Source organism: Streptomyces sp. NPDC015144, assembly GCF_043079735.1.
Taxonomy (GTDB): domain Bacteria; phylum Actinomycetota; class Actinomycetes; order Streptomycetales; family Streptomycetaceae; genus Streptomyces.
The window spans coordinates 272,917-285,843 of the sequence record NZ_JBIBUU010000005.1; the positions used below are offsets into that span (position 1 = coordinate 272,917).

The window sequence follows — 12,927 nt, forward strand, 5'->3', positions numbered from 1 at the left end:
GCTGTTGCCCACCCGCCCACGTGCTTCTTGTGACAAGAGAGGGCCCGGCACGGAAGCCCGTAGGCTGCCGGCCATGAACCTGGCCAGGACAAGCGGTACGACCACTGGGCCCGCCATCCTCGACGCGATGGAGTTGGCTTCCGACCCGGAGCTGGAGGCCCGGTTCGTGGAGTCGGCCCACCGGATTCTGTCGGACCTGGTCGACGGAGGTGCCGCGCTGGGCTGGGTCGAGCCACCCTCGCTGGACGAGGTGGCAGGACTCCTCGGCGACGTCGTCTCCGCCGCGCGCGCCGGGGACGCGGCGCTGCGTGTCGCTTACCTCGGCCACCGACTCGTCGGGTTGGGGTACTGGCTCCGCTACAGCCGACCGACCCATCGGCCACATGCCGATCTTGAGAAGCTCGCGGTGGACGCCGCTGCCCATGGCCGGGGTGTCGGCCGGGCCCTGACCGCTGCCCTGATCGCCGATGCCCGGGAGGCAGGTATCGAAGTCCTCACCCTGGACGCCCGCGGCGACAACACCCGCGCCTTGCACCTCTACCGGTCACTGGGCTTCACCGAGTACGGCCGACTGCCCGAGTTCGTGGCTGTCGGCGACCGTCGCTACGACAAGGTCTTCTACATGCTGGACCTCCGCCGACAAGAACAAGACTGACCACCAACACACCCGAAGGCACGCCCGCCGCCCCGGTGGCTGTAAGCAGTTGAAGCCCCAGCCCCCGCAGACCACCCCCGCACGTGCGGGGACCACCCGGCGGCGGACCACATCAGCAGGGCCGCGGTCGGACCACCCCCGCACGCGCGGGGACGACACCTCGGCATGGCTGTCGCGTAGCCCGTCAAGCGGACCACCCCCGCATGAGCGGGGACGACACCTGCATGTACGGCGGCAAGGGCCGCTCGATCGGACCACCCCCGCATGAGCGGGGACGACACCCCGGCCCCGGTCGCCGAGCCGGAGCCGGGCGGACCACCCCCGCATGAGCGGGGACGACTCGATGAGAGTGATGAGGCGGGCGTCCGCAACCGGACCACCCCCGCATGAGCGGGGACGACACTTACTGACCTGGGGCTTTATCGAGCGATGGGGCTGTTTTCATTCAGTCGCCCCGACTCGGACCAGCCACGGCAGACACCCGCGTCAGCCCTCCGCCGGGGCCACTCCGATCGGGCAGGAGAGGCCCGTGCCGCCGATGCCGCAGTAGCCGCCCGGGTTCTTGTCGAGGTACTGCTGGTGGTAGGGCTCGGCGGGCCAGAAGGGGCGGTCCTCGGCGGGGAGGATCTCCGTGGTGATCGTCGCGTGGCCGGCGGCGGTCAGGACCTTCTGGTACGCGTCGCGGGAGGCGAGTGCGGCGGCCTGCTGCTCGGGGGAGTGGGTGTGGATCGCCGAACGGTACTGGGTGCCCACGTCGTTGCCCTGGCGGAAGCCCTGGGTCGGGTCGTGGGACTCCCAGAACAGTTTCAGCAGCTCCGCGTACGACACCACCTCCGGGTCGAAGACCACGCGGACCGCCTCCGTGTGGCCGGTCAGGCCCGAGCAGACCTCCTCGTACGCGGGGTTCTCGGTGTAGCCGCCCTGGTAGCCGACGAGGGTCGTCCAGACACCCTCCGTCTGCCAGAACTTGCGCTCGGCGCCCCAGAAGCAGCCCAGGGCGAAGTCCGCGACCTCCAGGCCCTCGGGGTACGGGCCCAGCAGCGGGTTGCCGAGGACCGTGTGGCGGGCCGGGACGGTGAACTCGGGGACCGGGCGGCCCTTCAGGGCCTCCTCGCGGGTGGGGAGCTGGGGGGTGCGGCGGTGCGGGAACATGCGGGGCTCCTCCTGGGACGGGTCTGCGGTCTCTATAACGTGCCGGGGACGCGGAGGATTCCGGCCGGGCCCGCCCGGCCACCCGGGCACCGCCACCCCGGGGCCGCTCCGGGCACCGCCTACCGGGGCAGCGTCGCCGCGCTGCCGCCGTTCGCCTCGTAGCCGGCCACCGCCAGCGCCCGGTAGACCGCGTACTCGGCGGCCGGGTCCGCGTCCTGCGTCCACGGCAGCGCGCCCACGTGACCGTCGATGCGGACGAGCTGGTTCATCGCCTCCGCCCAGCGCTCCATCCGTACCAGGAACAGGACCAGCAGATGGCGTACGTGCGCCAGCATCGGATCGTCCGGACGGGCCGCGTGCACCGCGAACAGCGCGCCCTCGACCGCCTTGGTCACCACCGCGCCCCGGTAGAAGCCCTGCACCAGATTGACCTCGGGCAGATGCTCGTACACCGCGAAGAGCGGCAGCGCCGCCAGCAGCGAGCCCTGCGGGGCGCGGGCCGCCGCCGCGGTGGCGAACCGGTCGGCGTCCTCGCGTGAACCGTGCCACTTCTCGCACCAGTAGTGCAGCGCCGCGATGTGCGCGCCCATGTGCGCCGGGGCCCGGTCGATCACCTTCGCCCAGAGCCGGTCGAACTCCTCGCCGGAGTAGCCCAGCCCGCGCCCCACCGCCAGCTCCACGATGTACGGGATCGGGTCGCCGGGCGCCAGCAGCGCCGCCTCGCCGCAGACCGTACGGGCCTCCTCCAGGATGATCCGGAAGTCGTCCGTCCCCGCCGTCGACGAACGCCACGCCTGCTGCACCAGGAACTCCGCGTGCACCGCCGCACCGCCCGCGTCCTTCGGCGCCTCGGCCCGCCACGTCCGCAGCCAGGCACCGCCCACCCCGGGCCGCTGCGCCAGCTCCAGCGAGGCCGCACCGGCGAACGCCTGCACCCGCTGCCACCGCACCTCGCCCTCCTTCGGCGTACCGGCCAGCAGCTGCGAGGCCGCCCGCCAGTCCTGGGTGCGCTGCACGACATCGAGCACATCGAGAAGATCCTGGTCCGGGCCCGGCAGCCGGACGTCCAGCTCCTCCTGCCGTACGAAGCCGTACTCCTCCGGATCCGCGGCGTCCGGCGAACCGGGCGCGACCTGGCGGATTCCGCCCCGGCGGCGCAGCACGAAGGGGCCGACGACCGCGGCGAGCATGCACAGGGCGATCAGGAACCAGAGAATCTCCATGCACCCATTGTCACCGGACGGCCGAGTAGCCCTGTGAGCACCCTCACGACGAACTACGCTCGGGCCCCATGAGTGATCAGCACAGCTTCGAAACCCTCGCCATCCACGCGGGCAACACCGCCGATCCCCTGACCGGGGCCGTCGTTCCGCCGATCTACCAGGTGTCGACGTACAAGCAGGACGGCGTGGGCGGGCTCCGCGGCGGCTACGAGTACAGCCGCAGCGCCAACCCGACCCGTACCGCCCTGGAGGAGAACCTCGCGGCCCTGGAGGGCGGCCGCCGCGGGCTCGCCTTCGCCTCCGGGCTCGCCGCCGAGGACTGCCTGCTCCGCACGCTGCTGACCCCGGGCGACCACGTGGTCATCCCGAACGACGCGTACGGCGGCACGTTCCGGCTGTTCGCCAAGGTCGTCTCGCGGTGGGGGGTGGAGTTCTCCGTCGCCGACACCTCGGACGTGGCGGCGGTCCGGGCGGCCGTCACCCCGCGCACCAAGGCGATCTGGGTGGAGACACCGTCCAACCCCCTGCTCGGCATCACCGACATCGCCGCGGTCGCCCAGGTGGCCCGCGCCGCCGGGGCCAGGCTCGTCGTCGACAACACCTTCGCCAGCCCCTACCTCCAGCAGCCCCTGGCGCTGGGCGCCGATGTGGTGGTGCACTCCACCACCAAGTACATGGGCGGCCACTCGGACGTCGTCGGCGGCGCGCTGATCACCGACGACGCCGACCTCGCGGAGGAGCTGGCGTACCACCAGAACGCGATGGGCGCGGTCGCCGGGCCCTTCGACGCCTGGCTGGTGCTGCGCGGCATCAAGACCCTCGCCGTCCGCATGGACCGGCACAGCGAGAACGCCACCAAGGTCGCCGACCTGCTGACCCGGCACCCCAAGGTGACCCAGGTCCTCTACCCGGGCCTGCCCGAGCACCCGGGCCACGAGATCGCCGCCAAGCAGATGAAGGCGTTCGGCGGCATGGTCTCGTTCCGGGTCCAGGGCGGCGAGGAGGCGGCCGTCGAGGTCTGCAACCGGGCCAAGCTGTTCACCCTCGGTGAGTCGCTGGGCGGGGTCGAGTCGCTGGTCGAGCACCCGGGCCGGATGACGCACGCCTCGGCGGCGGGCTCCCCGCTGGAGGTGCCGGCCGACCTCGTCCGCGTCTCCGTCGGCATCGAGAACGCCGACGACCTGCTCGCCGACCTGACGCAGGCGCTCGGCTAGGCGAGGCCCTCGCAGGCGTTCGCTCTCCCGGACGGGCCCGTCCCTCGGAAACGGGGTCCGTCCGGGAGCGCTCACCAGCCGTCCAGCGGGGTCGTCTCGGCCGGGGGCACCTCCCACGGATGCGTCCGCGCCGCCCAGACCGTGAACGCGACCACCGCCACGCACGCCACCAGCGTCATCAGCCGGCGGACGAACAGCCGCCGCCGCAGCAGTCGGCCACCCCGCTCCGCCGCCCGCCGGGACAGCTCCGCGGGCACGTGAGGATGCGGGCCGTCCAGCATCCGCCGGACCTGCTCCTCACGGTCGCCGGCCCGGCTCACCGCGCCACCCCCGGCAGGCCGGGCAGACCCCGTCGCGCCGTGGGCGGCCGGGTGCCGCGCATCGTGGCCACCGAACGGTGGCAGAGCGCCCGCACCCGCTCCACCGGCACCCCGAGCAGCGCCGCGGCCTGCTCCTCCGCGACCCCCTCGTACAGGCGCAGCACCAGCACCAGGCGCTCCAGCGGCGTCAGCATCTCCAGCACCCCGCCGCGCGGCCGCTGGTGGCGCCACGTCTCGCGGAAGAACCGGACGGCCAGCTCGCGCCGGGTCCGGTCGTACGGGTCCTCGCCGCGCAGCCGCTCCCAGCGCGCGTACGTGCGCGCCAGGGCGGCCGTCAGCAGCCGCTGGGCCCGCGGATTGGCGCCCGGGGGCCGCATCGGCTCGGCGGTCAGGAGTGTGGCGGTGTGCAGCAGGCGGCCGGCCGCGCCCCCGACGAAGGTCTCGAACTCCTGGGCGCGGCGCCGCTCCCGGCCCGTCTGGCGCTCTCGCACAGTCCACATACGAGCCCGCCGCACGGGCCCGGGTCAAGAGGTGTGCAACGGACGGAAACGGTCGCGCCCCCTCCGCGGGCCGGACGGAGGCCCGTCCCCGTCAGTTGGCGGACTGGGCCTGGTGCGCGGCCTGCCGGGCGGCCAGCGCGACGTTGAACCGGGTGAGGAGCGTGCAGAACGTGTCGCGCTCCTCGTCCGTCCAGTCGCCCGTCACCTGTGTCATCAGCTCGCGCCGGGAGTCGCGGACCTCGTCCAGCCGGGCCAGGCCGCGCGGCGACAGCTGGAGCACCACGGCCCGGCCGTCCTCCGGATGCGAGGTCCGCTTGACCAGACCGGTGTCGACGAGCGGCGCGACCTGCCGGGTCACGGTCGAGGAATCGATCCCCATGCCCGCGGCGAGCGCCTTCACGCCCATCGGACCCTCCCGGTCCAGCCGGTTGAGCAGCAGGTACGCGGCCCGGTCCATGGAGTTGCGTACCTGTCCGACACCGCCGAGACGGGTCTGTTCGGCACGGCGGGCGAAGACCGCGACCTGGTGCTGCAGGGCGTCGAGTACGCGATCGGAACCCGAGGGTTCGGGGGCGTCCTGAGTGGGCATGGCCGGGAGCTCTCTCCGTACGGTGTCGGGTGGGTGGGGGACAGAGTACGCGGCCACCGGGCAACGCGTACCAGTGCTGCACAAACCCGTGGACAACGGTTCAGGGCGCGGCCGCCGGTGGGGCCGGGGGCGGCCGGAAGTCGCCGTCGGGGCTGCGAGACTTGAGGTATGAACCTGCGCGTGACCGGCCACTTCCCTCCGGTGATCCTCGACGACGTCCGCGGGGCGCAGAAGATGCTCTCCGGGGTGGCCCGGACGACCCCCCTGGAGAACAGCCGTCACCTCGGCGGACTGGTCGGCGCGCCCGTCCACCTCAAGTGCGAGAACCTCCAGCGGACCGGCTCGTTCAAGCTGCGCGGCGCGTACGTGCGGATCGCGGGCCTGTCCCCGGTGGAGCGGGCGGCCGGGGTCGTCGCCGCGAGCGCCGGGAACCACGCGCAGGGCGTCGCCCTCGCCTCCTCGCTGCTCGGCGTGGAGTCCACCGTCTTCATGCCGGTCGGGGCACCGCTGCCGAAGGTGGCCGCCACCCGCCAGTACGGGGCCCGGGTCCGGCTCCAGGGGCAGGTCGTCGACGAGACGCTGGCCGCCGCGCAGGAGTACGCGCAACGGACCGGTGCGGTCTTCATCCACCCCTTCGACCACCCGGACGTCATCGCCGGACAGGGCACGGTCGGCCTGGAGATCCTCGAACAGTGCCCCGAGGTGCGGACCATCGTCGTGGGGATCGGCGGCGGCGGTCTGGCGGCGGGCATCGCGGTGGCGGTCAAGGCGGTCCGGCCCGACGTACGGATCGTCGGGGTCCAGGCGGAGGGCGCGGCCTGCTATCCGCCGTCGCTGGCCGTCGGCCGCCCGGTCTCGATCGACGAGCCGCACACGATGGCCGACGGGATCAAGGTGGGCCGCCCCGGCGACGTACCGTTCGAGCTGGTCAGGGACCTGGTCGACGAGGTGCGCACGGTCTCCGAGGACGAGCTGTCCAGCGCGCTGCTGCTCTGCCTGGAGCGGGCCAAGCTGGTGGTGGAGCCGGCCGGGGCGAGCCCGGTCGCGGCCCTGCTGGGCGATCCGGGGGCGTTCCACGGGCCGGTGGTCGCGGTGCTCTCCGGCGGCAACGTCGACCCGCTGCTGATGCAGCGCGTCCTCACCCACGGCATGGTGGCGGCCGGGCGCTACCTGAGCCTGCGGCTGCGGCTCACCGACCGCCCCGGCGCCCTGGCCACGCTGCTGTCCGTGCTCTCCGCGGTCGACGCCAACGTGCTCGACATCGGCCACGTACGGACCGACCCCCGCCTCGGGCTCACCGAGGTCGAGGTCGAGCTGCACCTGGAGACGAAGGGCCCCGAGCACTGCGCGGAGGTCTCCGGCGCGCTGCGCGCGGCGGGACACCTGGTGATGGACTGACCGGCCGGACCCCGCCCCGTGGGCGGACGCGCGAGAGCCCCCGGCCGACGTACACGCGTACGGGCCGGGGGCTCCCGGAGGTCGGCGCGGGGCCGGATCAGCCGGTGTAGGGCTTCGCCGAGAGGATCTTCACCATGGCCATCCGGCCGTTCGGCAGCTCGTACTCGGCGTCGTCGCCCATCCGCTTGCCGTTGACGCCGGTGCCGAGCGGCGACTGCGGGGAGTACGTCTCGATGTCCGAGCTCGCGTACTCGCGGGAGGCCAGCAGGAAGGTCAGCGTGTCGTCCGGGTCGCCGTCGAAGGCGATCGTCACGACCATGCCGGGCTCGACCACGCCGTCGTCGGCCGGCGCCTCGCCGACCTTCGCGTGCTCCAGGAGCTGGGTCAGCTGGCGCACCCGGAGCTCCATCTTGCCCTGCTCCTCCTTGGCCGCGTGGTACCCGCCGTTCTCACGCAGGTCGCCCTCCTCACGGGCCGCCGCGATCTTTACGGCGATCTCCGTGCGCGCGGGACCAGACAGGTACTCCAGCTCGGCCTTGAGCTGGTTGTACGCCTCCTGCGTGAGCCAGGTGACGTTTTCGCTGGTCTGGGTCACAGGGTGCTCCTCGTCGGTACTGGGAATACAAAGCATCGCCCTACCCGTAAGCATGTGCCACCACGGGTGGGCGAAACCACGAGCCTAACAATTCCCCAGGAAAAGGGGGAGAAGGTAAAAGGTCCTGACCGTGTCCGTGCAGGTCAGGACGGAAACGACCGTTCAGTCACGGTGCGTGCGCACGGGCGTGTGGGCGGGAGTCCGGGCCGGGGGCGCGGTCATCGCCCCGCCCCGCCGTCGGCCGTGCAGCCCAGCAGTTCCACGCTGGTCGCCCTGGCCGTCGTCCGCAGGGTGAGGACCTCGTCGATCCGGTCGGTGCGCGCGTCGAACCGGAAGTCCTTGCGGGCCACGTCGCTGCCGTCCTGGTGCTGGGCGCGCAGCGTGCAGTAGCCCTTGGCGTCCTTGTCCTTGCGGACTTCGAGATGGACGTCGACCTGCTGGTCCGAGACGACCTGGCGCTTGATCACCTCGGCGCTGATGTCCTGGCCCGTGACGTAGTCGTAGCCGATCCAGCCGACCACACCGAGGAGGACGACGCCCAGCACCGAGCCGATGATCTTGAGCTTGCGGTCGGCCTGCTGGTCCGCGGAACGGCCGTAGCGGTTCTCCACCGTCGTCTCGCGTACCGCGGTCATGATCGCTCCTCCTGTACCGGGGATCCCCGTCCCGGGGATCGAGGAATTTTCCGCCCCCCGGTTCGGTCACTATAGAAGCCTGCCCACATGCCGAATCACTGAGGATCGAGTCTTGACCGAGCAGCTGCGACTGATGGCCGTCCACGCCCACCCCGACGACGAGTCGAGCAAGGGCGCGGCCACCATGGCGAAGTATGTGTCCGAGGGGGTGGACGTGCTGGTGGTGACCTGCACGGGAGGCGAACGCGGCTCCATCCTCAACCCGAAGCTCCAGGGCGACCCGTACATCGAGGAGAACATCCACGAGGTGCGCCGCAAGGAGATGGACGAGGCCCGGGAGATCCTGGGCGTCGAGCAGGAGTGGCTCGGCTTCGTCGACTCCGGCCTGCCCGAGGGCGACCCGTTGCCGCCGCTGCCCGAGGGCTGCTTCGCGCTGGAGGACGAGCAGGTGGCCGCGGGCCGCCTCGTCCGCAGCATCCGTACGTTCCGTCCGCAGGTCATCACGACGTACGACGAGAACGGGGGGTACCCGCACCCCGACCACATCATGACCCACAAGATCACGATGATCGCCTTCGACGGCGCGGCGGACGCCGAGCGGTTCCCGGAGACGGAGTTCGGCCCCGTCTGGCAGCCGCAGAAGCTCTACTACAACCAGGGCTTCAACCGGCCGCGCACGGTCGCGCTGCACGAGGCGCTGCTGGCCCGCGGCCTGGAGTCGCCGTACGGGGACTGGCTGAAGCGCTGGAAGGAGTTCGAGCGCGACGAGCGCACGCTGACCACGCACGTCCCGTGCGCGGAGTTCTTCGAGATCCGCGACAAGGCGCTGATCGCGCACGCCACGCAGATCGACCCGGACGGCGGCTGGTTCCGGGTGCCGATGGACATCCAGAAGGAGGTCTGGCCGACCGAGGAGTACGAGCTGGCGAAGTCCCTCGTCGATACCTCCCTCCCCGAGAGCGACCTCTTCGCGGGCATCCGCGACAATGCCTGATATGTACGCGACCCAGGCACTGACCGATCTCGTTCCGCTTGCCGCCGAGCTCGACAAGAACAAGGTGACCCCCGGTGTTCTCGGCTTCATCGTCTTCGCGGCGCTCGCCGTGGGCGTGTGGCTGCTGATGAAGTCCATGAACCGGCACATGGGCAGGGTCGACTTCGAGGAGGCCCCGGACCCGGACGCGGTGCCGGCCGAGGCCGCCGCGGGGGCGGGCCCGGCCAAGGGGAAGTAGCACCCGGCGGGCGGCCCCGGGACCCTTCCGGTACCGGGGCCGCCCCGCCACGCCCGTCGCACCTGACCCCCGGTCGACGGGGGCCGTACGCCGTGCCTCAGGCGCTGTACGCGGCCGGCAGCGGCACGCCCATGACGTCCCGGGCGTGGTGCGACGGAGTCATGCCCAGACGCCACGCCTGCCAGCCGTCCTCCAGGTCGACGCCCCGGTCCAGCACGACCGCGAACGCCTCGGCGCAGTCGGTCAGCTTGCCGTCGCGCGCCGGGTGCCCGGCCGCCAGCAGCTCCGCCAGCTCCTGCTGGGCCACCACCGTGCCCACCTCGCTGCCGCCCGGCGACGCGTACGGCAGCAGCGTGCACCGCAGGAACCGGGCCCAGTCCGCGCCCCGCGCGTCCTCGTACGAGCCGAACAGCTCCACCGCCTCGCCGCACAGCTCCAGCGCCTGGCCGGCCCGGTCGTTGCCCGCGTCGATCAACGCCAGCTCCAGGCACGTCCACGCCTCGCCGTGGGCGACCCCGATGCGTCGGAAGTCGGCGCGGGCGTCCGTCAGCAGCTGGCGGGCGAAACCGGAGTTGCGGAGGTTCCCGGTGCGGGCGGCCCGCTGGTCCCGGGTGACCCGGCCCGAGTGGTGGCGGGCGCACGCCAGCCCGTACCCGTCCCGCATCCGGGAGAACATCGTGCGGGCCCGCTCCAGCTGCCGGACCGCCTCGTCGGTGTCGCCCTCCTCCTCCAGCGCCTGGCCCAGGTAGAACAGCGTCCACGCCTCACCGCGCGCGTCCTCGTTGTCCCGGTGCCGGGCCAGCGCCGCCTCCAGCCGCTCCACCGCATCGGCCGGGTCGCCGTCCAGCAGCCGGGCGCGGGCCAGCTGGGTCAGCGCCCACGCCTCGCCCCGCTCGTCCCGGGTCCGGCCGTACAGCTCCAGCGCCTCGCGCAGCGCGTCCTCGGCCCGCGTCAGGCGGCCCATCACCAAAAGCGTCTGACCGAGCTGGAACCGGGTCCACGCCTCCCCGTGCAGCGACTCGCCCTCCTGGTGCAGCACCAGCGCCTCGTCCAGCAGGGTCAGCGCCTCGGAGATCCGGGCCCGGTCCCGCTCCACGGCCGCCAGCGCGTGCATCGACCACGCCCGGTCCTCCGCCTGCTCCGGCGAGGACTGCAGCCCGATCGCCTCCCGCAGCCGGGCCGCCGCCTCGGTCAGACTGCCCTGGTGGTGCAGGGTGATCCCGAGCGAGCAGAGCGCCAGCGCCGTACCCGCGTCGTTCTCCGCCTCCCGGTAGAGGCCGACCACCGACGACAGGGTCGTCCGGGCCTTGTCCAGCTCGCCGAGCTGGCGCGCCGCGATCCCGGTGCGCCACTGCACCGACCGCTCCAGCAGCCCCTTGTCCACCGCCTGGGTCAGCTCACTGATCTCGCCCAGCCGGTAGAGGTCGCCGCGCAGCAGGCAGTAGTCGCAGAGCGCGCCCAGCAGATCCAGCACCGCCCGCTGGTCGACGCCCTCGGCGTGGCGCAGCGCCGAGGTGATGAAGCTCGTCTCGTGGTCCAGCCAGCCCAGCGCCGCGTCCAGCGAGTTGAAGCCGTGCGAGCCGAACTGACCGGCCCGGGTCGACATCTTGCCGTCCACCATGCGGATCACCGCACCGGCCAGATCCGCGTAGTTGCGGATCAGCCGCTCCTGCGCGGCGGTACGCTCCGCCGGCTCCTCCTCGTCCCGCAGCCGCGCCAGGGCGAAGGTCCGCACCAGATCGTGCAGCCGGTAGCGCGAGCCCCTCACCCGGCTCAGCAGCCCGGCCCCGGCCAGCTCGCCCAGCAGCCGCTCGGCCTCCTGCTCGTCGGCGGCCAGCAGCGCCGCCGCCGCGGCCGTCCCCAGACTGGCCCGGCCGGCCAGCGCGAGCCGGCGCAGCAGCCGCCGCGCCTGCTCGGACTGGTCGGTGTAGCGCAGCCACAACGCCCGCTCCACCGGCTGGACCCGCCGGTACTCGGCGAGGTCCGTGGCGAGCGAGCCGGGGCTGCGCGTACCGAGCGAGGAGCCCGCGATCCGCAGCGCCAGCGGCAGCCCGCCGCACAGCTCGGCGACGTCGTCCGTCCCCCGCGAGTCGTACGGGCCCTCCTGCGGCGCCCCGGCCGCCTCGCGCAGCAGCTCCTCCGCGCCCACCGCGTCGAGCGGGCCGACCGCCAGCCGGTGCACCCGGGCCGGCAGGTCGGCGGGCAGCTCCAACGGCTCGCGGACGGTGACCAGCACCAGGCTGTCCGAACCCTCGGGCACCAGGGCGCACACCTGTGCCACGTCGGCGGCGTCGTCCAGCACCACCACCACGGGGGTGCCGGCCAGATGCTGGTCGTACAGCTCACCCAGCCGCCGCACCTGCTGCTCCGCCGGGCCCCGGGACGACGGGTCCGCGCCGGAGCGGCCGGAGCCGCCGTCCCGGAAGAGCAGCTGTTCACGGGGTGCGCCCAGCCGGTTCAGCAGATGCAGCAGCGCGTCCCGGGTCGGCAGCGGCGTCTCCCCGGCGCTGCCGCCGCGCAGATCCACCACGCAGGCGCCCCGGAACAGGTCCTTCAAGCTGTGCGCGGCACGCACCGCGAGGGCGGTCCGCCCCGAACCGGGCGCGCCGTGCAGAACGACGACGGTCGGCTTGGTCTCCGTCGCCGCACGGGCCTCGCGCACCCACCGCCCGATCTGCTCCAGCTCGGCCCGCCGCCCCGCGAACGCCCCGTAGGACGACGGGAGATGGCCGAACGACTGCTCCAGCATCGCCCGGGTGCGGGCCGCCGCGCTGCGGTCCGTCCGGCGGCCCGGCGCCGCGGCGGCCCGCGACTGCTGCGGCACCTGCTTGGCCGGGGTGCGCGAGGCGGCGGTGAGCATCCGCTGCTGGTCGAGGAAGGGGCGCACGCCCCGTACCTCCAGCGCCGCCAGCCACTGGAGCCGCAACTGCTCGGCCCCGCCCGGCTGTCCGAGCGCCCCGGCCCGGCGGTGGGCGGCGGGCCAGTGCGAGGCGGTGGCCCGGGCGACGGTCGCGGTGGCCCCGGCGACCGCGACCACCGCCCCCGCGCCGAGCGCCGGCCCCGCCGTCGTGCCGAACGCGAGGTCCGCGCCGAAGGCTGCGACCGCGGAAACCCCGGTGACCAGCAGGGGAGTTCCCAGCGTCGCCCGGTTGAGCCGCCCCGACAACGGCCGCTTCCCCGCCTCGTCCGCCTCCAGCGCCCCGACGTACGCCGCGTACTCCTCCGCCGCCGCACCCGCCAGCGTGTCCAGCGCCTCCCGCCCGCGCGCCGTCAACGTCCCGGCATCGGCGCGGCCACCGGACCGCCGCACCTCCTCCTCGACGGCGCGCACCAACAGCCCTTCCACCTCGGCCCGATGGCTGTCCCGCATATACGTGTCCCCCTTCGGTCACGTTCCGTGCTGTTTGCCGCCGC

At 73.2% G+C, this 12,927-nt stretch carries 13 protein-coding genes and 1 CRISPR repeat array; of the genes, 5 read left to right on the forward strand and 8 right to left on the reverse strand.

Annotated features, from left to right (window positions below):
* The first annotated feature begins 73 nt into the window (after positions 1 to 73).
* A complete protein-coding gene (locus tag ACF08W_RS11975; RefSeq protein WP_392279180.1) occupies positions 74 to 655 on the forward strand; it encodes a GNAT family N-acetyltransferase in 582 nt (193 codons plus the stop codon).
* Between the two features lie 67 nt (positions 656 to 722).
* Positions 723 to 1,058: a CRISPR direct-repeat array (repeat unit 31 nt; unit sequence CGGACCACCCCCGCATGAGCGGGGACGACAC).
* Positions 1,059 to 1,141: 83 nt separating this feature from the next.
* Here the strand turns inward: ACF08W_RS11975 and msrA are convergent.
* Both msrA and ACF08W_RS11985 read right to left on the reverse strand, forming a co-directional pair.
* Complete coding sequence (gene msrA / locus ACF08W_RS11980; protein WP_392279181.1) at positions 1,142 to 1,807, reverse strand: peptide-methionine (S)-S-oxide reductase MsrA; 666 nt, start codon at positions 1,805 to 1,807, stop codon at positions 1,142 to 1,144.
* Between the two features lie 119 nt (positions 1,808 to 1,926).
* Positions 1,927 to 3,030 (reverse strand): hypothetical protein, encoded by a 1,104-nt coding sequence (locus ACF08W_RS11985; protein WP_352273442.1) that lies wholly within the window; start codon positions 3,028 to 3,030, stop codon positions 1,927 to 1,929.
* A gap of 68 nt (positions 3,031 to 3,098) precedes the next feature.
* On the opposite strand from ACF08W_RS11985, the gene ACF08W_RS11990 reads away from it, so the two are divergent.
* Complete coding sequence (locus tag ACF08W_RS11990) at positions 3,099 to 4,244, forward strand: cystathionine gamma-synthase (protein ID WP_352273441.1); 1,146 nt, start codon at positions 3,099 to 3,101, stop codon at positions 4,242 to 4,244.
* A gap of 71 nt (positions 4,245 to 4,315) precedes the next feature.
* On the opposite strand, the gene ACF08W_RS11995 is transcribed toward ACF08W_RS11990, so the two are convergent.
* The 3 genes from ACF08W_RS11995 to ACF08W_RS12005 all read right to left on the reverse strand — a co-directional run bounded on the left by ACF08W_RS11995 (position 4,316) and on the right by ACF08W_RS12005 (position 5,653).
* On the reverse strand, positions 4,316 to 4,564 hold the full coding sequence (locus ACF08W_RS11995) for a hypothetical protein (protein ID WP_385214452.1): 249 nt from the start codon (positions 4,562 to 4,564) through the stop codon (positions 4,316 to 4,318).
* Entirely contained in the window at positions 4,561 to 5,055 is a 495-nt protein-coding gene (locus ACF08W_RS12000; RefSeq protein WP_392279182.1) for a sigma factor-like helix-turn-helix DNA-binding protein, read from the reverse strand. The genes ACF08W_RS11995 and ACF08W_RS12000 overlap by 4 nt, the downstream gene beginning before the upstream one ends.
* A gap of 100 nt (positions 5,056 to 5,155) precedes the next feature.
* Positions 5,156 to 5,653, reverse strand: coding sequence for a MarR family transcriptional regulator (locus ACF08W_RS12005; RefSeq protein WP_352273438.1), 498 nt, complete (start codon positions 5,651 to 5,653; stop codon positions 5,156 to 5,158).
* Positions 5,654 to 5,821: 168 nt separating this feature from the next.
* Between ACF08W_RS12005 and ilvA the strand changes: the two genes are divergently transcribed.
* On the forward strand, positions 5,822 to 7,051 hold the full coding sequence (ilvA, locus tag ACF08W_RS12010) for a threonine ammonia-lyase (RefSeq protein ID WP_385214446.1): 1,230 nt from the start codon (positions 5,822 to 5,824) through the stop codon (positions 7,049 to 7,051).
* A 97-nt stretch (positions 7,052 to 7,148) separates the two neighbouring features.
* Here ilvA and greA read toward each other — a convergent pair whose 3' ends face one another.
* Together greA and ACF08W_RS12020 are read right to left on the reverse strand one after the other, a co-directional pair.
* Positions 7,149 to 7,646: a transcription elongation factor GreA gene (greA, locus tag ACF08W_RS12015; protein WP_352273436.1), complete on the reverse strand. Its 498-nt coding sequence runs from the start codon at positions 7,644 to 7,646 to the stop codon at positions 7,149 to 7,151.
* Between the two features lie 218 nt (positions 7,647 to 7,864).
* Positions 7,865 to 8,281, reverse strand: a complete 417-nt coding sequence (locus ACF08W_RS12020; protein WP_385214443.1) for a DUF4307 domain-containing protein — start codon at positions 8,279 to 8,281, stop codon at positions 7,865 to 7,867.
* 112 nt (positions 8,282 to 8,393) lie between these two features.
* Between ACF08W_RS12020 and mca the strand changes: the two genes are divergently transcribed.
* Together mca and ACF08W_RS12030 are read left to right on the forward strand one after the other, a co-directional pair.
* Positions 8,394 to 9,275 (forward strand): mycothiol conjugate amidase Mca, encoded by an 882-nt coding sequence (gene mca / locus ACF08W_RS12025; protein WP_385214440.1) that lies wholly within the window; start codon positions 8,394 to 8,396, stop codon positions 9,273 to 9,275.
* Position 9,276: 1 nt separating this feature from the next.
* Positions 9,277 to 9,513 carry a hypothetical protein gene (locus tag ACF08W_RS12030; protein ID WP_352273433.1) on the forward strand — a complete coding sequence of 79 codons (237 nt, stop codon included), beginning with the start codon at positions 9,277 to 9,279 and terminating at the stop codon, positions 9,511 to 9,513.
* A gap of 97 nt (positions 9,514 to 9,610) precedes the next feature.
* Here the strand turns inward: ACF08W_RS12030 and ACF08W_RS12035 are convergent, their stop codons facing one another.
* Positions 9,611 to 12,883 carry a tetratricopeptide repeat protein gene (locus ACF08W_RS12035; RefSeq protein WP_392279183.1) on the reverse strand — a complete coding sequence of 1,091 codons (3,273 nt, stop codon included), beginning with the start codon at positions 12,881 to 12,883 and terminating at the stop codon, positions 9,611 to 9,613.
* Between the last annotated feature and the right edge of the window lie 44 nt (positions 12,884 to 12,927).

Excerpts from the sequence above, each read along its gene's own strand:
- ACF08W_RS12035 (WP_392279183.1), bottom strand. The coding sequence starts at position 12,883 with ATGCGGGACAGCCATCGGGCCGAGGTGGAAGGGCTGTTGGTGCGCGCC.
- ACF08W_RS12020 (WP_385214443.1), bottom strand. The coding sequence starts at position 8,281 with ATGACCGCGGTACGCGAGACGACGGTGGAGAACCGCTACGGCCGTTCC.
- ACF08W_RS12005 (WP_352273438.1), bottom strand. The coding sequence starts at position 5,653 with ATGCCCACTCAGGACGCCCCCGAACCCTCGGGTTCCGATCGCGTACTC.
- ACF08W_RS11985 (WP_352273442.1), bottom strand. The coding sequence starts at position 3,030 with ATGGAGATTCTCTGGTTCCTGATCGCCCTGTGCATGCTCGCCGCGGTC.
- ACF08W_RS12030 (WP_352273433.1), top strand. The coding sequence starts at position 9,277 with ATGTACGCGACCCAGGCACTGACCGATCTCGTTCCGCTTGCCGCCGAG.
- msrA (WP_392279181.1), bottom strand. The coding sequence starts at position 1,807 with ATGTTCCCGCACCGCCGCACCCCCCAGCTCCCCACCCGCGAGGAGGCC.
- ilvA (WP_385214446.1), top strand. The coding sequence starts at position 5,822 with ATGAACCTGCGCGTGACCGGCCACTTCCCTCCGGTGATCCTCGACGAC.
- ACF08W_RS11990 (WP_352273441.1), top strand. The coding sequence starts at position 3,099 with ATGAGTGATCAGCACAGCTTCGAAACCCTCGCCATCCACGCGGGCAAC.
- ACF08W_RS11975 (WP_392279180.1), top strand. The coding sequence starts at position 74 with ATGAACCTGGCCAGGACAAGCGGTACGACCACTGGGCCCGCCATCCTC.